This is a genomic window from Brevibacterium aurantiacum, from assembly GCF_900169065.1.
Classification (GTDB): Bacteria; Actinomycetota; Actinomycetes; order Actinomycetales; family Brevibacteriaceae; genus Brevibacterium; species Brevibacterium aurantiacum.
Window position 1 is genome coordinate 81,314 of record NZ_FXZB01000003.1, and the last position, 21,142, is coordinate 102,455.

Genomic DNA, 21,142 nt, shown 5'->3' on the forward strand with positions numbered 1-21,142 from the left:
GAAGGCCCGTTTCCCCCGTGGGGAAGCGGGCCTTCGTCATGGTCGGGCGCAGTAGTTCAGGTCCCTCAGCCGCTCACTTCTCGAAGTGGGCACGCCTCAAGGTGGGCGCACACTGCCGCCGGATCACCAGTGCGGAGGTTTCTGCGATCTGTAGTAGTCGGCGCTGAAGCCTCCGGCCTCGGTCTCGGCTTCATTGCGCAGCGTGGCCCGGTACTTGCGCAGCACTGCCTCAAGACGGGCTTCCTTCTGCTCAGCGGTTTCGTGCTCGCCCTCGGATGGTGTCTCGAGGTCGTCGTCACTCATCTCGCAGTGAGTCATCCTCGCGCGGCTCGACATCGGCCGCACGCGGACGCTTCCTCTCCGCATCCTGGTCACGAGTCGGCGTCGTGTGCGCATCGGCGGTGGGCTCGGAAGATTCCAGCGGGCTTGTCGTCGTGTCTGCGGACGCATCCTCGGTGTCTGCGGGCGCCTGGGTCCTGTCTCCGAGGGCATCCCGTTCGACGGGGCCGGGCACCTGATCGTTGCTTGCGGTCTCGATCAGACCGGCCTGACGCAGCTCATCGGCCCGGATCTTTCCCGTGTCGAAGGTGGGCACGACCTCGTCCTCCATGGGACTGTGCTGCTGAGATTCGGGCACCAGCACCTCGGCGCCGGTGACTCGCTTGGCCTGTGTATGCCGTTGACGGTAACGGTCAACGGCGGCCTGGAGCTGGGAGTCACCGCGGGTGGAGCTGCCTTTCTGCGCCAGTGCCGTGCGGAGCAGATCCTTGATCTCCCCGTCACCGCGGACGACGGAATCGGACTGAACCCAGTCGATCATTGCGTCAAGGCCGGAGTCCGAATACTTGTGCATGGGCAGGCCCGGCACCAGTTTGGGTCGGCTGCCGGTACGGCCGACGACCACGGAGGCCGCACGTGCCGCGTTGAGGACGGCCTGCGGGCTCATCTTCTCCACCGTGGACTTCCACGCACCGAAGATCTTCTCAGTCTCCGTCTGCGGATCGACGAAGGCATCGGTGGACCACACGCGCATGAACTTCCACCCGCGACGGGCCAGCTGCTCGGGCACGACGCGATCGCGCTGGCGCAGGCTTCGGACCGAAGCGTATTCGGGCCCGTCTCCGGCGACGGCGATGATCATGCCGTGTTCGTCCTCGGTCGAGTTCGCCACGGCCAGATCGATGCCGTTGTAATGTTCGTGAGCGACCACGCCGAGCTGCAGCAGACGGTCGGCGATGTCGTTGAAGAGAGGGTCGTAGATCTCACCGTGTGGCCCCGGCTGCCTCATGCCTCCGGCGGCGACCTCGTCGAGGATCCGTGGGAGCAGGACCGCTCCCCCGGTGAGCCGGTGCGTCTCGAAGTCATCGGATTCGATGCTCGAGACCACGGTGAGACGTTTGCGTGCCCGGGTCATCGTCGCTGCGAGGATCCGTTCGCCGTCGGGACCCGAGAGTGCCCCGAAGTCGTGGATGACTCGGCCGTGGACGGTCCGTCCGTAGCCGAAGGTGAAGATCACGGCGTCGCGGGACATGCCCTGGACTCGCTCGGCATCGGTGACGACGAAGGGTTCTTTGCTCGAATCGTTGAAGAATGCCGCCACGTAGGGCAGGTCCTTCATGGCCCGGGAGATCGCGGTGGCCACGCGCTGGGCTTGATGTGCGGTGAGCGCGACGACGGCCAAGGACTCGCGGGATCGGTTGCGTGCGTGTCTGAGCACGAGCTCGACGACCCGTTTGACCTCGGCATCGGGGCTCTCGACACGGCCGGTGCCGATATCGGTTGGGCCTCTGCCGTCAGCGACATAGGAGAATTCGAGCCCGGTGCCCTCGCCTGTGTGGGCGGTCGGCATCGTCGTGATCGTCGAATCGTAGAAGTGCCGGTTCGCCAGATCGATGAGTCCGACCGGTGACTGCCGGTAGGAGTTCGACAGTTCCATACGAGGCAGGAACTCGCCGAGGCGCTCCTGGACTGAGCTCGGATGATTCCCATCGTCCATGCCCCAGCGATCGACCGCGATTGAGAACGGGCGCGGTCCGAGCAGGCGGGAGTCGCCCAGGGATATGACCTGTCGGGCGCGGGTGATGGCCGGGACCACGTCGGGGACCGACAGACGTCCGGCATCGGCGATGACCACGGCATCGAAGAGCGGCAGTGCGGAGAAGAGCTCAGGCACGGTGTAGGGGCTGGCCATCCAGACCGGTGCCAGAGTGGTGAGCAGTTCTGGGGCCCGCGTCGACATGGTCTGCACCGAGGTGTGCGGGGACAGCAGCTCCTGCTTGATGACACCAGCGGAGATCGGGTCGTTGTCGATTCCCCGCTTCCATGCCTGTGCATGGTTGTAACGCAGGCGACCAGCGCCCGCTGCGACGAAGGCACGGTCGTTTTCACGGAAGCCTTCGGCCACCTGATGCAGTTCGGCACCGTCGTGGCGGCCCACCTGTGGATCTTCACTGGCCATCCGCTGCAGAACCGATGCCCAGTAGGCTAGGTCGAACTCAGGTCCGACCAAGGTGGTGTCGACCTTGCGACGACGCAGATCCGTGAGCAGATCAGACAGTCCCTCGTCGGTCAGCTCACGCTGGAGTCGGGACCGCTCCGGCAGTTCGGCCAGATTCTCCGAGTCACGACCCATGGCTTCGGTGCGTGCCTGCAGCTCCTCGATGAGCATGAGGCCCAGGTCGCCGCCGTCGGGGGTGGTCTCCAAAATCGGTGCGATCTTGGCAACGTCGGCCTCAACGGTCTGCAGGATCGCATCGGCCTCGAGGACGCCGCGCGGGATCTGCGGACGACCGTCGTGGCCAGCCAGATCCTCAAGCACGATGCGCTGGGAACGGACGTCGATCAGCGCCGCGTGCAGGTCGGAGACGTCAGCGCCTGGACGGAGGAACTCGTTCGCGGCCTTCTTCTGACGCTTGCGCTGGAGCATGCCCATCTCCACGCCGGCCTCGGCGCGGTATTCTGAGCTGCCTGTTGCTGCGATGAGATCATCGAGGCGGTGGTCGTAGATGTCGGGGGCGAAGTTATCGAGGGTCGTGCGCACCCGCAGAAGCACCTTGATGGCGCGTGACCAGTCATTGAGGTTGCGGCGCGGGTTCAGTTTGGCCTTGGACAGGACCGGTTCGACAGACTTGACCAGGTCGGGAATGGTCCGACCGAGACGTTCGGCAACAGTGCGCGCAGCTTCGGCCTCTTCGACAGATTTGAGGTCGGCACCGAACCAGACGGTGTCCTCGACGTCGAGGGTGAAGGCACCCAGTGACGCCAGTTCGCTGAGCTTTCCGCGCAGCGCATCGCGACGGTCATCGCTGGCGCCGAGAAGGTCCTCACCGAACCGGACAGGAGTCTGAGGAGAATCCTCGCCGGAGGTCAGTTCCGCCAGATGCTGCATCGTCTCGTAGACCGACACGTCCCAGGGCTCACGACGACGATGCAGTGAGGACACGTGCTCGTTGAGCGTCTCGCGCTGTTCGTTGAGTTCGTTGAGCAGACCGGACAGGTCCGGGCGCTCGGCTCTCTCGGCCGAACCGATGAGGCCGACGAGCTGCTTCCTGATCGCACCGGTGCCCTGACGGGTGTCGACGGCGAATTCAGAGAGCCCGACCTCACCGAGGCGGGAGGAGAAGTCGTCGAGAGCATCGGCGGTCTGCGCCAGGAAGAGCACGCTCTTGCCGGTGTGGGCCAGGGTTGTGGCGACCGCGACGGCGACCTGTGTGGCACCGGTCCCGGGAGGGGTGTCAACGACGACGGACTGTCCGGAGACTGCGGCGTCGACGACGGCCTGCTGATCACCGTCGACGTCGATGACGAGGAACTCTTCCTGAGGTTTGCGATCAGGAAGTGGTGTGACGGGCTCCTTGAGTGCAGCCGGAACGACCTCGTCCTCGTCGGAGTCAGGTGTCTCTGTACCTGCGGCTGCGTCCTTGTCCAGGCCGGATGCAGTGGCAGCGACCGGCGGCTTGGTGCCTGATTTCTCGGCATCTGCAGTGTCGGCATCGACGGTCGGTTCGGACTTCGCAGTTCCGGTTTTGGCGACATCCTCACGTCCGGAAGCTGTAGGCCCGTGAGCGGTCGCGGAGGCAGCTTCTTTGCCCTGTGCTGCGGCAGACTCAGGTTTCTTGGCCGTGCCTTTGTTCTCGGCCGTGCTCTTGCTTGTGCCCAGGTCTGAGGGGGTGCCGGAATCGCTCTCAGCAGCCTTCGCCGAAGCCTGTTCGTTCGCAGTCTTCTCAGCAGTTGAGCTGGTGGAGGCCGACGGTGTTTTGTCGGATTCGCTGCGGCTCGCCTCGGAGCCGACGGCAGTCGACGTGTCATCGGCGATTGCCACAGTGTCGTCAGCAGGTGTGGCGCCAGCAGACGTGGTGTCGGCAGGTGTGGCGCTGGCAGATTTAGTGTCGCCCGAGGCAACGTCGTCAGCGGAGGTGGTGTCTTCCGGCTTAGCGTCGCCCGACTTGGTATCGACTGGCTGAGTGACGCCAGGCTTGGCGTCCTTCGGTGCCGCAGCCGCAGATGCGGAGGAGCCTGAAGTCTCACCCGCAGTCGCGGTTCCGGTTCGATCCGCTGCAGCCCCTGGCAGGGAGCCGTCCGTGATCGGAACCGTGGGTTGTGAGAACTCATCGTCGTCGGCAGTCGCCGGATCATGCTCAGATGAAGCCTGAGTGTTTCGACTACCCTGCTCGTCGGAGACGGCAGCGTCGCTCTGACGGGTGCCATGCTGGCGTGGGGTCGGTGAGTAGGACGGGCCGCCCAGTGCGCCGCGCACCTCTTCGTCCCCGGCGAGGGCGCGGAGGATCGGGTGCTGAGTGGGCAGATAGTCGGTGGTGAATGGGCTCGCAATGTTGGCGAACGTCGACACCACGAAGCGGTGGTTGATGCGCAGACCGGGCACGGACTGCGCAAGGTCACGGAGGCGATCAAGCGCAGGACCCGGATCGAAGCCGTGTGGTCCGCCCGTGGCATCGACCCATTCGTCAACGGGTACCTCGAGGTCGTAGACCTCAGACAGGTGCTGGACCAAGGCGGGGTTGATCATGATCCCGTCGCCGAGCACGATTTCGAAGTCCTCGACGCGGGAACCGCGGGGAACGAGCGTGACATGACGCATCACGATCGGTGCGTTGAACTTGTACGTGGAGTCCTTCTCCGTCCACGAGGCGAAGCCGATCGCCAGGTGTGCGGCCTGAATTCCGCGTTCGTTATCGAGCTGCTCGGCCTTCGATCGGATCGATTTCGCACGGCGGCGTGCGTCGGCGAGGACTTCGTGGTCACGAACCAGGCTGGAGAGTCGCGTGGCGCGACCGGCCAGGAGCTGGGCTAGCCCAGAGGGATGTGCTCCGGAGAGATCGATGCTGCCATCACGCGAGTCCCGGAAATGGAGCATGGTGTCGCGACCGCCCAGATGGGCAGCCTGCTGTTTCCACTCGGCGTAGACATCGTCGAGTTCTGGGAACTGATCGTCAACAACGGAATCTGGCACACTTCGACCCTAACGAGAAACTACACATAATAGGTGCTGGCACACCGTGAAACATCCAGGTTTCTTCTACGCTACACTTGGTGGTCGTGGTTGAAGAAGGCCACATCGCCCCCGTAGCTCAGGGGATAGAGCACCGCTCTCCTAAAGCGGGTGCCGGCAGTTCGAATCTGCCCGGGGGCGCCATCACCACTGCGGATCAGGCCGATTCTCGGCCGCATACCCGCCTTCGATCGCCGCACATTGCGCACCTGCACTCAGGCCCATCGCATGGCATGGTCAATCTGCTTCATCGCATCGCATTCCCGGACCCGCCGCGGCAATCACCCTCACTCATCTGCGCCTGGTAATCGACGATACGGCGATGCCCGCGTGCGCCGTCGCATGTCCGAGTACACCCCTGAACTGCAACGACAATGGCCACCGGCACCCGAATGCCGAGAACATCGTCAACTCAACAAGACAATAATCCTTGCTGCGTCTATGCTGTCCAGGTGGGAGCGAGCGACGGCAAACCGCCTTGTGCCAAACCACGCGGAGTCGAAGGCCGATACCACGTGGCGCACCCCAGGAAGGACCAGAACATGCGGCAACTCCGCAGACGACTCCCCGTAGTCGGCACAACGATTGCACTGATCGCCGGGAGCACTCTCCTTTCGTCTCCGGCAATGGCTGCGCCCGAACTCGGCCCCCAGCTCAGCGCATACGAGGGCGAACCAGACTTCACCGGCGTCACCACAAACCCTGAGACTGACAACCAGGGCGGCGTCGACAATGCCACCATGTACGGTGCCTACATTCCATCGTCGGGTGTCCTCTCCGGCAACCGTGTCTGGTGCATCGACCGGGGCCTGAACCAGCCCATGGGCAACGGCTACGACGAAAGTGGAAGATCATCGGTCGAAGCCCCCGAGCTGGCCTATATCCTCGCGAAGTGGGACGAGCCCCGCGACGACCAGGCCGATCAGATGGCTCATGACATGGCAATCGGCGAGCACGTACACAGCTCTGATGAAATAGACCACCGCGATATTCTCGAGGACCGCAGTCTGCAAGAGGTCACCGATGGCATCGGGTGGAACGAGGACTCTCAGAATCTCAAGGACATCGGCGCGGACGCGTTCTACGATGACGTACTTCCCGACGCATACGACCTCTCGGCACTCATGGGCGACGAAGCCGCGAAGTATGCCGGAGACGGCACCTATAAGGCCGAAGTCACCATTGACGAGGACTCATCGGCTGCGGTTGTCTCGCTGGTCAACTCCGAGGGCGTCAGCGTTCCCGGATTCCACGGTGAGCTCACTGTCGACGGCGCCAAGCCTGAGACGACGGAAATCACATCCGACACATCGTCGGTCGAGGTGCCCCTCGATTTCACCGACGACGTTCCCGATGTCTCTGTATCAGTGACCTTCTCGGGAATGCCGACTGGTTCGGTCACCCAGTGGAACCCCAAGGACTTCGACGCTGATGAATATGATCGTGCGAGCCTGCAAGCTGTCGTTGAGGGGCAGGAGACAACGGTCCAGGCATCGGATTCCTACCAGGGCCTCTACACCCCGAAGGTATCTTCGCAGGTCTCGGTCGAAGAGATCACTGAGCTCCCGGCCAAGGTCACTGACAAGGTTCGCCTGGACCACTGTGCACCGGGTGAAACCATCGAAGATGCCAAGGTCGAGGTGTATGCCGAAGACGGAACCGTCACTCAGTCCAAGACTGCCCCCGAGGATGCGGAACTGATTGAAACCTTCACTCCCGATGTCACCTGTGAGGAAGACGGGACCGTCGATTTCGAGACCGACGAGCTCACACTCGATGCCGACTTCGTGAAGCCCGGCGAAGAGAAGTCTGTGACATTCGTGGCCTCGGCTCCTGCCTCCGAATCGAACGAAGCCTTCTCTCATGATTACGGTGTGCCCTCGGAGACCGTGGAAATCGCCATTCCCGAGGCCGATAAGCCAGACGACAACCCGGTAGTGAAAACCGGTGCGTACGTTGACTCGGCCGACGCCGGACCCAATTGGAACCTCCTCGGCGGCATCGGACTTCTGACCGTGGCCGGAGAACTCATCATCGGTGCACTTCGGCGTCGCATGACGGGCAACTGACGATTCAGTCATGACTCGGTGGCGGCCACTGCTTCGGTGGCCGCCACCGACATATGAAAGGAACCCATGACGGCACGAATATTTCGTGACTGGTGGTCCGTCCCCGCCGCAGTTGTCATCATTGCGCTCATCTGCTCAGGTGCATGGATGCTCACCCATGGCCTCACCGACGAACAGAGCACCGCCGGGAGTCAGGCCGATGTTCAGCTTGAAGAGCCCCCAAGCGAAACCGACGTCGAGGCGATGCAGATCGAAGCCCTCGACGGAGAATTCCAGATCCCTTCTGTCGGACTTGATACCGGGCTGGAGACAATGTCCGAGGTCAACGGTGCGATCAATCCCCCCGGGCTGCGCAATGGCTACGTTGTGCGTAATCACGGCACTCCCGACCACCCCGAACGCGGCACGACCTATGTCGCCATCCACTCCGTACAAGGAGCCGAGCTGCCAGGAAACACACTCATCGATGTCGATGCAGGAGAGCCGACTGTCGAAAAGGGTGAGTCGATCACTCTCCAGGACCGCGACTACACGGTGACCGACGCCTACACTGTGCCCAAGGCTGATATCTCCGGTGATGATCGTGTGTGGGCCGATGAACCCGGCCGCCTCGTCATTCTCACGTGCCTGCAGCGCAGCTCCGGTCGATCAGCCGACAACGTCGTCATCGAGGCGATCGCTGACCGGCGATGACCAACCGAGCCGAAAGGCGAGGCAGCGGTCCCAGTATCACAGCCCCGGCTCGGGAACCTCGCCATCGTGTCGACGCTTGTTATGGTCGCGGGTGACGCGGACGACCATCGTCGGGCACTGCGAATACGGCAGAACCGACTGCGAGGTCGAACCCAGGAGCAGTCCCGCAAAGCCGCCGCGTCCGCGAGAACCGATGACAAGCACCTCGGCGGTGTCTGAGGCCCGGACGAGCACCTCGGCGGGCTGACCGTCGAAGAGGGTCCAGGTGACGTCGAGGTCTGCGAACTCCTCCTGCAGGCGCTGCTTGGCTACGACGAGCTTGTCGGCTCCTTCATTGACCAGTCGCTCGAGGTCCGCTGTGCTGGGCAGCCATTCCGGGCCGATCACTGTCGTGGTGATGACGGCGACGATGTGCAGCGGCGATCCACGGCGCACAGCCAGTCGAGCAGCCTTCCACAGCGCGGGAGACTCAGCCCCTAGGGAATCGACTCCGACAACGACCTTGCCATCGAAACGCAGCCCTTCGATGGCGTCGACATTGGGGTCGGGTTCTTCGACGACGATGCCGTCCTGGCGGATGGGCCGGGAGGATGTGGGGTGAGCGGTCCTTTCCACATCTGGCTGCCACGAGGCTGGAACGACCACGGTCGCGCAGGCGGAGTGGGCTGGCAGTGCGCTGGAGACGGTGCCGAGCAGGCGTCCGGCGAATCCCCCGCGTCCGCGTGAGCCGACGACGGCCAGGCTCCCCGATTTCGATTCGTCGATGAGGACACCGGCGGCGTCGCCGATCTCAATGACGGCTTCGACGGGCACACCGGCGGCCTTCACCTCGGCGGCGGCTTCTTTGAGTGTGTTGGTCACTGCCGCACGGATTGAGGTGTCATCGATCGGGACATAGGAGACGTCGATCGCAGCCGCAGCCACGCTGGGGATCGTGTAGGCACCGACGAGGCGGATCGGCTTGTCCAGATATTTCGCTTCGCGGATCGCCCATGCCAGCGCATTGCGGCTGGGTGGCGAACCGTCGATGCCGACGATGACGGCGTCGGGTTCCCCTGGGGGTGTTGTTTCGGCGTTCTGGGGTCGGTCCTGCTCGTTCATAGCAAGCTCCTCATCTTGAAGTGAACTTCTCTCGCTTCCACCCTAAATCAGAATCGATCGCAGGCCTGGGCCTATGTCACATCGTTATCCGAATTGCGTCTCAGTGCGGACACCACGACGACCAGCTGGAACGATGCCTGTCTCAGGCGGCTTTGGAGAGCTCCAGGAACGGTCGCCACTGCTCGACCGGTTTGTCGATCCCGCGCATCCAGAATTGACCTGTTCGCGGCTCCTGGGGGTGGAAGCTGAGCTTCCACCCGATCTCCGCCAGTGACCTGTTGCCTTTGCGGTTGTTGCATTCGCGGCAGCAGGCGACGAGGTTCTCCCAGCTGTTGACTCCGCCGCGGGAGCGGGGAACGACATGGTCGACGGTCGTCGCAGGCTTCGCGCAGTAGGCACAGCGGTGATTGTCGCGCCGGAGCACTCCCCGTCGGGAGAGTGAGACTCGACGGTCATGGGGCGGCCGCACATACCGTGTGAGCAGAATGACCGATGGCTGGTCGAGGTTCAGGTGCTCGGATCTCACTGGAACGTCCTCGGCGGCCAGAACCGTCGCCTTGCCCGTCAGCACCAGGACTACGGCCCTGGTGAACGGAACGATCGACAGTGGTTCGTACCCGGCATTCAGCACAAGAGTCTTCATATCCCGCCCCTCATCTTCGTGTGAGTGTGGTTCCGGTCGATCGACACGGGCCCTGGGAACGCAAAAGGCGCTGTGCCGCAGCACAACGCCTTGAAAGAAGGGACAGACACAGATATGTACTCCGCGCCAGAAACTGGAGCGGCTATTCGTACTATTCGACTGTGGCCCATCTGATTCCCCATCACTTACGCCAAACTCAATCTTATTAAGACTAACGCCGACTCTCCCCTGTGACCGAATTCATACCGCTCGCGTCACGGATTCTTTCACTGTCGTTCACTTTTCAGGGCCGTGAGGACCGGTGTCGAGGCTGGCACCACAGGTGCGTTGCGGGAAGTTGATGCAATCGGGTACGCAAAAACTCCCCGTCTGGCTCGAGGACCGTCGAGCCGGGCGGGGAGTTTCTGTGTGTGAACTGGATCAGAGAACGCGGATGAAGGTGACGTTGCCCATCCAGCTGTAGCTGCGCTTCGAGGTGCCTGAACCTGGGGAACCGGCATCGTACATCTGTCCGCCACCGGCGTAGATGCCGACGTGGCCTGGGTGCCAGATGAGGTCACCGGGCTTGGCCTCCGACTGGGAGACGACCTGGCCAGCGGCCTTCTGTGCGCCCGAGCTGCGAGGCAGGTTCACGCCGACCTTGCTATAGACCCACGAGGTGTAACCGGAGCAGTCCCAGCCGCTCTGCGAAGTTCCACCGTAAACATATGGAGTGCCGACGCCCTTGGCAGCCCAGCCCATGACCTGCTCGGCCTTGGAGCCGTCGATCGAGCCGGCATCGTCGGACCCGGAGTCCTTGCTCTCGCTCTTGTCCTTGTCACCGGAATCCGAGGAACCGGCGGTCGGAGCATCAGCGGAGTCATCGTCTGAAGTGTCTTCAGCGGTCTCAACGGGCTTTGGTTCTGGTTTTGGTGCAGCTTTGGCGGTGACGGTCTGGACGTCGGCGCTGAAGGATGAATCCTGCTTCTTGTCCTTGTCCTGGTCTTCGTCGCCAGCAGTGACGGTCGCCGTCTGGTTCTTGTACTCAACCTGGGTGTGAGCCTCTGACTCGGCGGAGACTGCGACGTTCTCGTCGGCTCCCTGTCCTGCTGCCGGAAGGACGGCTGCGGTGAGCAGTCCACCGCTGGCAGCAACGACGGCTGCACGGCGTCCGAAGACGGCGGAGTTGGCATTCAGGATTTCGGTCAGTTCGGTCAATGGTGTCTTGACCTTGGCTTCAGCGGCGCGGCGGCCATGCTGCTTAGTTGCCACGTTTCCCTCTCGTCACCTATTGGAAGAAACCCAACCGCCACTCTCGGTCCTCAGAGATATCACATCGAGCGTGGCGTGCGGCTCTCGATGCAAAGTCGCCACTTTCGTGAACGACCTCCACAACTGTAACTAATCAGTGACCGATTGTCACGTTTCTGTCACGAACCACGGGGGAAACACCTGAGGTTTTCCATAAAGGTGCAGGTCAGAGGCGTGAATTCCCGATAAATCTTCGTAACATTTGCTCGTTATACGACACGGCCCAGGGAGCGATCTGACGCTCTCTGGGCCGTGTTCGGCGATGCTTTGTAACAAACTGGCCCGAGTCGAGACCTTTGACCGTAACCGGCAACGTTTCGTGACCGTGACCGCGCAGTCTCGTGACCGTGACACCGCAATGCCTCGGCAGCCGGGCTCACATCTCGGCCGGGCTCACTCCCTGGCCAGGTTTACTTCTTATAGGCGAATACGTGCGAGGCGGTATCCAGCGGCAGATCGAGCACGTCCTGCGCACCGGGGACCTGAACAGTGATGTACTCACCGTTGCGTGAGATCTCGACATCACTCTCGGGCAGGACGCCTGCGACCTGGAACTGCTGCAGCAGATGGATGTCGACCTGGAGTGGTTCTGCCAACCAGGCGATCCGAAGCTCCTTCGCTCCGTCGCGAGCCACTGCGGTCGCCAGATCGACGACCTCCGTGCCGTTGTTCAGCTTTCCACCGATCACGTCGAGACCGGGGATCGGATTGCCATACGGGCCCGAGGCGATCTCGGGGAGCAGGGTGACGAGCTTACGTTCGACCTGCTCGCTCATCACGTGTTCCCACCGGCATGCCTCGTCGTGGACGAGTTCCCACTCGAGTCCGACGACGTCGGCGAGGAGTCGTTCTGCCAGCCTGTGCTTGCGCATCACCTCGGTGGCGATACGACGCCCCTCTGCCGTCAGTTCCAGGTGTCGGTCATTGCTCACATGCAGCAGACCGTCGCGTTCCATGCGCGCCACAGTCTGTGAAACGGTGGGACCGGAGTGATCCAAACGTTCAGCGATGCGAGCTCGCAACGGCACGATCGACTGCTCCTCAAGCTCGATGATCGACTTGAGGTACATCTCAGTTGTATCAATGAGGTCGTTCACTTCAGACCAGCCACTCCACTCTTCGTCTTCAGGCCCATTCGACCATTTCAGGCGTTCTCAGCCTCAATCCTATCCCGCGTACACATGATCACGTGCCTTCAAGCAGAGTTGAAGTCCACCGGCTCGTGTGATCCGAGGCCCTCATTCAGTGCATTGCCGCCGGCCTCGCCTGTCGTAGTCACCCTGTCTTCCGGATAACGCTGGCGGCACGACGAATATTTCAGCAAGACCCCGGTTAAGACCCCACTCGAGACGGAGCCCGGATCAGGGGTAGAGGCGAACCGGACTCCACTCTTCCGCCCGGGAGAGATCTGCAGGTTCGTGGCTGCCGTCGGCACGGCGGAAGACCCACCTGTCATGGAACCGGTTCTTCTGCCCCTGCCAGAACTCGATCTCGAAGACACGGACCCTGAACCCGCCCCAGTGCTCTGGTCGGGGCACGTCCTTGTCCTCATACTCCGCCAGGGCGGCATCGTATTCTGCCTGCATCTGCTCCCGACCGCTGACCGGCTGGGACTGCTTCGAGACGGAGGCTGCGATCTGTGATCCGCGGGGGCGCACGGCGAAGTAGGCGTCGGAGTCCTCGGGGGCGGCCACCTCGGCGAGGCCCCTGATCCTGACCTGCCGTTCCATATCCTGCCAGGGGAAGTTCACGGCCACCCTGGGATCGGCGCGCAGCTGCCGGCCCTTGGCAGAGTCATAGTCGGTGAAGAACATGAAACCGGTTTCGTCGATGCCCTTGAGCAGGACGATCCGCGAGGAAGGACCCCACTCGTCGAGGGTCGAGACCGTCATCGCGTTCGGTTCCCGCACGTGGCCGGCGGCCTCGTCGTACCACTGTCTGAACAGCTCCAGCGGCGAGACCTGGGGATGGTCGAAGGTCGGTGACTCGTAGGACTTCCGCGTCTGCGGCAATCGGTCGACTGGCTCACTCATACCTTCACTCTACGGCGACCCAGTGACACAACGCTCGCGCAGATACAGACATGGCGATGCCGACTCGCCGAGGCCGACATGACTCAAGATGACGGTGCCGGCCATCGGGCACAGGTAGGTGCGTCGTAGACTGTCGTGCGTGACTGCCACGAATATAGAGATCCCAGACGAACTCCTGCCCGCCGACGGACGCTTCGGCGCCGGTCCGGCCCGCATCCGCAAAGCCCAGATCGAGGCGCTGAATTCTGCCGCCGCCGATGTGCTGGGCACCAGCCACCGCCAGGCACCCGTGAAGAACCTGGTCGGGCGCATCCGCACCGGCCTGGCCGAACTCTTCAACCTGCCCTCCGGCTACGAGGTTGTCCTGGGCAACGGCGGCTCCACCGCCTTCTGGGACGTCGCCGCCTTCGGGCTGGTGCGCGAACGCGCCGCCCACGCGACCTTCGGCGAATTCGGTCAGAAGTTCGCCAAGGCCACTGACGAGGCCCCGCATCTGCAGGATTCCCTCATCCTCAAGGCCGAGCCCGGCACCTCCGCCGTCCCCTCCCCTGCTGCCCTCGCCGAGGCGACAGGCAATTCCGATGTCACGGCCGACGTCTATGCTTGGCCGCACAACGAGACCTCGACCGGTGTGGCCACCACGATCACGCGTCCCGAGGGCATCGACGAGGATTCGCTTGTCGTCATCGACGCCACCTCGGGTGCCGGCGGTCTGCCCGTCGACATCACCGCGACCGACGTCTACTACTTCGCGCCGCAGAAGAACATGGGCTCCGACGGCGGCCTGTGGGTGGCGATCATGTCGCCGAAGGCCATCGCCCGTGCCCAGGAGATCAAGGACTCGGGGCGGTGGATTCCCGCATCGCTGGATCTCGTGACCGCGATCGAGAACTCGCGCAAGGACCAGACCTACAACACTCCTGCTGTGACGACCCTGGTGCTCCTGGCTGAGCAGATCGATTGGATCAACGGCAACGGCGGCCTCGAGTGGGCCACCGCTCGCACCCGTGAGACCTCCGGTTTCGTCTACGACTGGGCCGATGCCGCCGAGGTGGCTCATCCCTTCGTGGAGAACCCTGAGGATCGCTCGTCGGTCGTGACAACCATCGACTTCGACGATTCGGTCGATGCGGCCCTCGTCGCCTCGGTGCTGCGCAACAACGGCATCGTCGACGTCGAGCCCTATCGCAAGCTGGGCCGCAACCAGCTGCGCATCGCGACCTTCGTCTCCGTCGATCCCGAGGACGTCAAGGCGCTGTTGGCCAGCATCGACTTCGTCATCGACGCCCTGGCCTGATACCTCGGGCGGCTTAGGCGCCAGCTAGGTGAGCACCAAGTGGTTCGGCGCCAGCTGCTTCGGCGCCCAATGGTTAGGTGCCGTTCCCGGCAATAGCTTTCAGCACCCCGCACCCGCAGTGTCTCAACACCCCGTTGCAACGAGGCGTTTTAGAGCTGCGAGGGCGGGGTGCTGAACTATCTGTAGGCGAAGCAGCTCACGGGAGGACGTGCGACGACCGGTGCGTGATGCGGTGGAAAGAACCCGCACGAGGCCCCCGTCCCCCGCTCCTCAGCCGAGGAAGTGGATGAGGTTTCCGATGCCGAAGGTGATGGCTGCCAGCAGCGCAAGCAGGAATTCGAGGGCGGTGCCGATGCCGATCGCCTTGAGTGATTCCCAGCTGGAGTCCCGGGCCTCTTTCGCCTCTTTGAGCCGCAGGTATTCGGCGAGGTAGAGGCCGGCGATGAAGCCGATCGGCAGACCGACGACGGGGATCACGAAGAATCCGATGATGCCGAGGAGACCTGCCAGCAGCACGGACTTGTTGGGGACCTTCATCGCCTTGAGTTTCCTGCCCGTGAGCACCAGGGAGGCGCTCATACCGGCGGCGACGAAGACAGCGACGATGGCGAAGATGATCCAGGCCATCGGCCCACCGATGACGATGGCCCACACCAGCACGGCGATCGCGATAAGGATGGAACCCGGCAGCACGGGCAAGATGATGCCGAGGCAGCCGACGAGGATCGCCAATCCGACCAGCACCGAGGTGAGAATGTCCGCGTTCACTGTGTGTCCGATCTGTTGCTCATAGGGTTTTTCATATTAAGGGACCAAGTTCTGCGCAGCACTCAGGATGGCAGACGCCTGCCGACCTGCCCCTCACGAGGGTCCGGCCCGACCTTCATGAGCGTCCGGCCCGACTCTCATGGCCGTCCGTGATAGCTCACGTGGAGACGGATGCGTGATTTGGGGTCGTAGTGCAGCCGCAGGTTCTTCGCCACGATCATCCACACCAGCCCGACTGCGAAGGCGATGATCCCCGAGGCGGCCCCAACGACCATCGCCATCCGTGGTCCGTACAGGTCGGCGACCCACCCTGCCAGCGGCGCACCGATGGGGGTGCCGCCCATGACGACGGCGGCATAGATCGCCATGACCCGACCGCGATAGTGCGGTGGGGTCGTCGTCTGCACATAGGCGTTGGCCGAGGTCATCATCGTCAGCGATGCGAAGCCGACCAGCACAAGTGAGGCTGCGAAGACGTAGTAGTTGGGGATCAGGGACGCTGTCCCGACTGCGAGACCGAAGCCGCCTGCGGCACCGAAGATAAAGCGCAGCCTCGGCTTCTCCCGCTTCGCCGAGGCCAGCGCCCCTGTCACCGATCCGATCGCCATGACGGAGTTGAGCAGACCGAAGCCGGAGGCGTCCTTGCCGAACTCGATTCGGGCCATCGTGGCGGTGTAGATGTTGAAGTTGAACCCGAAGGTCGCAACGATGAAGAGCACGACGAGCACGATCGTCACATCGGGACGTTGGCGCAGGTATTTGAATCCGCCCAGGATCCCACCCGTGCCCCGGCGACTCGATGGGTGAAGTCGGGTCTGATCCAGCCGGATGAGCACCGTCAGGGTCGCGGCGAACCCGAGCCCGCTGATGAGGAACACCGGCCCGGCACCGATGACCGCGGTGAGGACACCGGCGACCGCGGGACCGATCATGCGGGCACCGTTGAATGATGCGGAGTTAAGGCTCACCGCATTGGGGAGCAGCTTCTCACCGACGAGTTCGGAGACGAAGGCCTGCCTGGCGGGGTTGTCGAGGGTGGCCAGGATGCCCAGGGCCAGAGCCGTCAGGTAGACGTGCCAGAGTTCGATGGCGTCGGTGATGACGAGCACGAACAGCAACAGGCCCACGGCCCCCAACAGTGTCTGGGTGACCATGAGCAGTCTGCGCTTGGAGAACCTGTCGGCGATCGCTCCCGCGAAGGGGAACATGATGAGCTGTGGGCCCATCTGCAGCGCCATGGTGATGCCCAGGGCCGAGGCATTGTTGTTCGTCAGGTAGGTGAGGACGATCCAGTCCTGGGCCGTCCTCTGCATCCACGTTCCGGTGTTCGAGATCAGGGCACCGGCGAACCAATGTCGGTAGTTCGGTTCTGCCAGTGACCGGAACGTGTGGGCCATCGAGTGTGTCAGCCCTCCTGGAACTCGAGTTCGCCGACGGAGTAGTCATCGACAACGGCCTCGGCAGGCTCTGTGCTCTGTTTGCTGACGTCGGTCTCAGAATGGGCTCCGCACCCGAAGTCGAGTGCGACGACCTTGCCGTCGGCCGGGGACCAGCCGTTGGCGCAGACGCCGAACTTCTGCCGCAGCGATCCCGCCAACGGCATCAGGTAACCGCAGCTGGAGCAGTGCGCCGAGGCCTTCGCCGCGAACTCAGACTCCGCGCCGGTCTCCGACTCGGCCCACCTGGTGGCCGCCGAGGAGATGCCCTCGGTTGAGAGGACCCGACGACGGCCGAGCCCGAACTCAAAATTCGGAATCTCATCCAGATTGCCGTCAGAGGTCTCTTCGACCTGCTCGAACCCCTGCTGGAGGTTCGGATCGTCTTCAACCTTCGGCAGTGTGTCACGAGGAGTCAGATCGTCGGGTTCGAGCCGCTGTTCCCAGGGGACCCATTCCGGTGCGACGAGTGAGTCAGGACCGGGCAGCAGTGCGGTCTCGCAGACCGTGACTTTCTTGGCCCGGGGCGCACGAGCGAGCACTGCGATCCAGCGCCAACCACGGTAGGTCGGGTCGGTGCATGCGAAGTAATGGGTGACCAGGCGAGTGCCCTCGGCCAGTGTCCCCAGGTGATCTCCGACCACGGAGCTGCCGGCCACCTCGGTGATGGCGGAACGAGCGGTGTCGATCGCCGCAGCCAGCTGGGTGTCGAGGACGACCTTCTCAGACGTCGCACGCGGGGCCTTGGCCGGCTTCACCGGCGCCGACGAGTCAGCCTGAACCGGCGAGTCAGCCGAAGCAGGTGCCTCAGCTGCCGCAGACGCCTCAGCCTGGGCCGTCGTTTCAGCAACCGACGTCGCCTCTGTGGGCGCAGGGTCGTTCGTCGGCTCGGCACTCTGGCCGGCCATCCAATCACTGAAGAGTGATGACATCAGGACTCCAAATCGTCGGCAATTGCCCGCAGCAGCGAGGCTACCTTGTTCCCGTGGGAAGGATCCGGGTAGCGGCCGTGCTGCAGTCCGTTGTTGAGGTCATCGAGTACTTTGATGACATCTTCAACCATAACCGCCATGTCTTCGGCCGGACGTCGGCGGACCTTCGCAACCTTGGTCGGGCCCGACAGCAGTCTGGCCTTAAGCACCTGGGCTCCGCGGCGGGAATCGACCACATCGTAGTCGAGGCGGGTGCCCTTGGTGACCTCGGCGTCCTCGGGCAGGACCGAGGAGTGGAGGAAGGCCTGGGAGCCGTCCTCGGCGATGACGAAGCCGAAGCCCTTGTCGACGTCGAACCATTTCACGCGTCCGGTTGGCATGGTGTCCTTTCCTGTTGCTGCTCGTCGTTGGTGTTGCTCGTCGGTGTTGCTGTTCGTACTGGTCAAGCTCGTATTCGGTGATGCTCAGTGGTGCGGCGGCCTCGCTCGACCGTGTCTGTGGCTAAGTCTGCGTCTGCGTCTGCGTCTGTGGCTAAGTCTGCGTCTGTGCCGACGCCTGTATCGGCGCCTGTACCAGTGACCGCGCCAAGACCTGCATCTGACCCAGAGTCCGCGTCGCCGTCTGCGACCGCTCCTGCACTGACGCGATCCGGCATCCGATCCGGGTCAAGCTCCGGAACCTGCTCCGCGCCCGTCCTCGTGCGTGCCATCTCAGTGGTTCAACGTCACGATACTGTGCGAGATTCCGGCCGTGGCCACTCGATTCGCCCGGGACACGAACGCTGACTGCGGCCAACCTCGGCGTGGGTGCCGTCATGGTGGGAAAGTGCCCGACGCTGACTCAACGGCCACCCCGTCTCAGGCGTTTGCCTCAGCGGATGTGCGTGTGCCGTCGGCTGCGCCCGCGGCCGAGTTTCAGCTCTGGCCCACCTCGGTCTGTCTGCGTCTCAGTGCCGCTCTGACCAGGGCCACAGCGACCAAGGCGAAGGCGATCGGGAGGAGGATCATCGGCAGGTATGTCAGCAGGTGCGAGGGGGCGTAGCCCATCCAGGCCTGCCCCAGTACGCCGAGCAGCGCGACCGCTCCGACAATGGCGGCGGCAACGGCCACGACGACGATGGTCGAGTCGACACGCTTGGCTGACAATGCTCGTCCTTTCCGAGATCTGCGAACCTGTTCTGCCCACCTATTGTACCCCTCACGCTAAACTGAACAGCGATGTCAATGACCTTCAGCCAGTGGCTGTCCCACAGTGCCGATACCGACTTCGAGTCCCTCGTCCGGACCCGTCGCGATCTCCTCCAACCAGAGTCCCCGACGATTCCCTCGCTGGCCGCGGCCGCGTCCTCGCGCATCGGCGTCTCCCGGGGCATCGAAGCCCTCAGCGCCACCGAGCTCGACGTCTTCATCGACCTGGCCAAGGCCGCACGCACCACCACGGACATCAACGTGGGTGAGAATCGTCATATCGACGATGCCCTCGCCGAGGTTGTCCTCCCCCGACTGCGCGACCTGGGCCTGGCCTGGCCCTCGGCCGCCCCCAGCGAGACGGCATCGTCGCCGAAGTCCACCTGGCGGATCCAGTCCGAGGCCATCACACTCCTGCCCACCTCGGCGGCCGAATCCGCTCGGGCACTTCCGTGGCAGGCGGGATCGGCCGAGCTCGATTCGAGCACCGAGACCATCCCCACGTCGCTCATCCACAACAGCGAACGAGCCGCCGTGGCAGAGGTCATCTCCTCCCTGCGCGGGCTCGTCGATGAGTTGGCCAGCTCCCCCATCTCCCGTCTGACCAGCGGCGGAATCTCCAAACGCGATGTCACGCGGATCGGGAAGACCATCGATCTGGGACTCGAACAGACGATCACCCTGCTGCTCGCGGCGAAATCGCTCAACCTCATCGGCGTCCTCGATGACCCGCTGGATCCGCAGTGGACGGCCAGCGATGACGCCGCCGATGTCCTCGAAGGAGACAGGGCGCAGCTGTGGGCAGCACTGGTGTCCTCCTGGCTGCGTGAACCTCTCGATGTCACCCAACTGGCGGCAGGGGCCAGCGCCAACGAACGCCTCACCGTCCTCGCCTCGCCGAAGAAGTCCCTGTTCAAGGGGTTCAGCCAGTCGCAGCCGACGATGCCGCTGCTGCGCTTCACCATCCTGGAGATACTCCACGACATCGGGCAGGGATCCTCGCGCTCGGCGCAGTGGATCCACGCGCAGGTCCTGGCCAGGCGACCGCTCATTCCCGCCCATGACTTCGCAATGACGGAGGCGATCCTGCACACCGCCGGCGCCTTCGGTCTGGCGACGACGCCGCTGCAGAACTCTGAGCATTTCGGCCCCAGCAGGTTCGGCGTCCTCCTCGCCGCAGGCCTGGCTTCGGCGATGCGTGCCCAGGCTGCGCAGGATCCTTCGATCGCCCCTGTGAACTTCAGCCTCGAGAGTCTCGAGGTGCCCGGCGATGTCGTCGACGAGGTTCGGGGCGGGCTCGTCGACGAGGTCGACACCGTCCTCATCCAGTCCGATCTCACCGCCGTGGCGACCGGGCCCATCGAACCCAGGGTCCACCATATTCTGCGTAAGTTCGCCGTCGTCGAGGCACGTGGGCAGGGCACCGTGTACCGCATCGACGCCGACACGATCGAGGCGAGCATGCAGACCGGCATCAATGCCGAGGATGCCCTGGCCCAACTCGCAGAGATCAGTGCCGAGGCTCTGCCCTCGACCCTGAACTTCCTCGTCGAGAACACGGCGTCGAAGCTGCGCCGGGTCCAGGTCGCAGGTGCCCGCGCCGTCCTCGTCGTCGATGACCCCGTCGACCTCGACGTCATCCTCTCCGACCAGGCCATGCTGCCGGCCGGTCTGGAACGATTGGCCCCGACCGTGGCGATCGGGCAGCTGGGCCCCGAACGCACCATGCATCTCTTAGAGTCCGCCGAGCACCACGCCATGCTGCACTCGCCCTCGGGTCCGGTGCGCAAACGCAGGGTCATCACGCAGGCCGAGCCGGAGGTGCATCTGCGCAAGCGTGCCCGGGTCACAGATAACCACCTCGACGACTACATCCGCATCCTCCGCTCCCCCGGGGCCCGCGCGGCCCCGGTGAGAAGCACCGACGAACCCCTGGGACACATGGATCGTCTCCGGGAAGCCGCCAGTGCGGGCCAGCAGGTCACGATCACGCTCGCCGACTCCCACGGGAAGGAACGCGTCATCGAGATGCTCCCTGCCACCGTCAACGGCGGCCGCGTGCGGGGCACGGTCAAGACCACCGGCGCCGAGGCGTCCCTGTCGATCGCGCGCATCGTCAGTGTCGATGTGGCCGGTGCTCAATCCGATGGTGCGGAGGAACAATCCTGAGGACACATGCGTTGT

16 protein-coding genes and 1 tRNA gene are annotated in these 21,142 nt (G+C 63.6%); 5 read left to right on the plus strand and 12 right to left on the minus strand.

Annotated elements, in window-relative coordinates; all coding sequences use genetic code 11:
- Positions 1-123: 123 nt before the first annotated feature.
- Both BAUR9175_RS03055 and BAUR9175_RS03060 read right to left on the minus strand, forming a co-directional pair.
- Entirely contained in the window at positions 124-303 is a 180-nt protein-coding gene (locus tag BAUR9175_RS03055; RefSeq protein ID WP_009881910.1) for a hypothetical protein, read from the minus strand.
- Positions 296-5,470 (minus strand): PDDEXK-like endonuclease domain-containing protein, encoded by a 5,175-nt coding sequence (locus BAUR9175_RS03060; RefSeq protein WP_101582955.1) that lies wholly within the window; start codon positions 5,468-5,470, stop codon positions 296-298. The genes BAUR9175_RS03055 and BAUR9175_RS03060 overlap by 8 nt, the downstream gene beginning before the upstream one ends.
- A 107-nt stretch (positions 5,471-5,577) precedes the next feature.
- Between BAUR9175_RS03060 and BAUR9175_RS03065 the strand changes: the two genes are divergently transcribed.
- From BAUR9175_RS03065 to BAUR9175_RS03075, 3 genes are all read left to right on the plus strand, one after another.
- Positions 5,578-5,653 (plus strand) — tRNA-Arg (locus BAUR9175_RS03065).
- Between the two features lie 482 nt (positions 5,654-6,135).
- Positions 6,136-7,578 (plus strand): hypothetical protein, encoded by a 1,443-nt coding sequence (locus BAUR9175_RS03070; protein WP_101582957.1) that lies wholly within the window; start codon positions 6,136-6,138, stop codon positions 7,576-7,578.
- A gap of 66 nt (positions 7,579-7,644) precedes the next feature.
- Positions 7,645-8,271 carry a class F sortase gene (locus tag BAUR9175_RS03075; protein ID WP_101582959.1) on the plus strand — a complete coding sequence of 209 codons (627 nt, stop codon included), beginning with the start codon at positions 7,645-7,647 and terminating at the stop codon, positions 8,269-8,271.
- 36 nt (positions 8,272-8,307) lie between these two features.
- On the opposite strand, the gene BAUR9175_RS03080 is transcribed toward BAUR9175_RS03075, so the two are convergent.
- The 5 genes from BAUR9175_RS03080 to pdxH form a co-directional block, all read right to left on the minus strand.
- Positions 8,308-9,372: a universal stress protein gene (locus BAUR9175_RS03080; protein ID WP_009881906.1), complete on the minus strand. Its 1,065-nt coding sequence runs from the start codon at positions 9,370-9,372 to the stop codon at positions 8,308-8,310.
- 142 nt (positions 9,373-9,514) lie between these two features.
- Positions 9,515-10,015, minus strand: coding sequence for an HNH endonuclease (locus BAUR9175_RS03085; protein ID WP_009881905.1), 501 nt, complete (start codon positions 10,013-10,015; stop codon positions 9,515-9,517).
- A gap of 420 nt (positions 10,016-10,435) precedes the next feature.
- Positions 10,436-11,266: a C40 family peptidase gene (locus BAUR9175_RS03090; RefSeq protein WP_009881904.1), complete on the minus strand. Its 831-nt coding sequence runs from the start codon at positions 11,264-11,266 to the stop codon at positions 10,436-10,438.
- 449 nt (positions 11,267-11,715) lie between these two features.
- Complete coding sequence (locus BAUR9175_RS03095; protein WP_009881903.1) at positions 11,716-12,402, minus strand: metal-dependent transcriptional regulator; 687 nt, start codon at positions 12,400-12,402, stop codon at positions 11,716-11,718.
- A 264-nt stretch (positions 12,403-12,666) separates the two neighbouring features.
- Positions 12,667-13,338 (minus strand): pyridoxamine 5'-phosphate oxidase, encoded by a 672-nt coding sequence (gene pdxH, locus BAUR9175_RS03100; RefSeq protein ID WP_009881902.1) that lies wholly within the window; start codon positions 13,336-13,338, stop codon positions 12,667-12,669.
- Between the two features lie 139 nt (positions 13,339-13,477).
- Between pdxH and serC the strand changes: the two genes are divergently transcribed.
- Positions 13,478-14,635, plus strand: coding sequence for a phosphoserine transaminase (serC, locus tag BAUR9175_RS03105; protein WP_009881901.1), 1,158 nt, complete (start codon positions 13,478-13,480; stop codon positions 14,633-14,635).
- Positions 14,636-14,905: 270 nt separating this feature from the next.
- Here the strand turns inward: serC and BAUR9175_RS03110 are convergent, their stop codons facing one another.
- The 5 genes from BAUR9175_RS03110 to BAUR9175_RS03130 all read right to left on the minus strand — a co-directional run bounded on the left by BAUR9175_RS03110 (position 14,906) and on the right by BAUR9175_RS03130 (position 18,916).
- Positions 14,906-15,403 (minus strand): DUF456 domain-containing protein, encoded by a 498-nt coding sequence (locus BAUR9175_RS03110; RefSeq protein ID WP_009881900.1) that lies wholly within the window; start codon positions 15,401-15,403, stop codon positions 14,906-14,908.
- Between the two features lie 137 nt (positions 15,404-15,540).
- A complete protein-coding gene (locus BAUR9175_RS03115) occupies positions 15,541-16,800 on the minus strand; it encodes an MFS transporter (RefSeq protein ID WP_101582961.1) in 1,260 nt (419 codons plus the stop codon).
- Positions 16,801-16,808: 8 nt separating this feature from the next.
- Positions 16,809-17,771, minus strand: a complete 963-nt coding sequence (locus tag BAUR9175_RS03120) for a DUF3027 domain-containing protein (RefSeq protein WP_101582963.1) — start codon at positions 17,769-17,771, stop codon at positions 16,809-16,811.
- A complete protein-coding gene (locus BAUR9175_RS03125; RefSeq protein WP_009881897.1) occupies positions 17,771-18,151 on the minus strand; it encodes a cold-shock protein in 381 nt (126 codons plus the stop codon). Before BAUR9175_RS03125 ends, BAUR9175_RS03120 begins: the two co-directional genes overlap by 1 nt.
- A 534-nt stretch (positions 18,152-18,685) precedes the next feature.
- A complete protein-coding gene (locus BAUR9175_RS03130; protein ID WP_009881896.1) occupies positions 18,686-18,916 on the minus strand; it encodes a hypothetical protein in 231 nt (76 codons plus the stop codon).
- A 72-nt stretch (positions 18,917-18,988) separates the two neighbouring features.
- Here BAUR9175_RS03130 and BAUR9175_RS03135 point away from each other — a divergent pair, with 72 nt between their 5' ends.
- The gene (locus BAUR9175_RS03135) at positions 18,989-21,127 is read left to right on the plus strand and encodes a helicase-associated domain-containing protein (protein WP_240513706.1); all 2,139 of its coding nucleotides are present in this window, start codon (positions 18,989-18,991) and stop codon (positions 21,125-21,127) included.
- Positions 21,128-21,142: the final 15 nt, after the last annotated feature.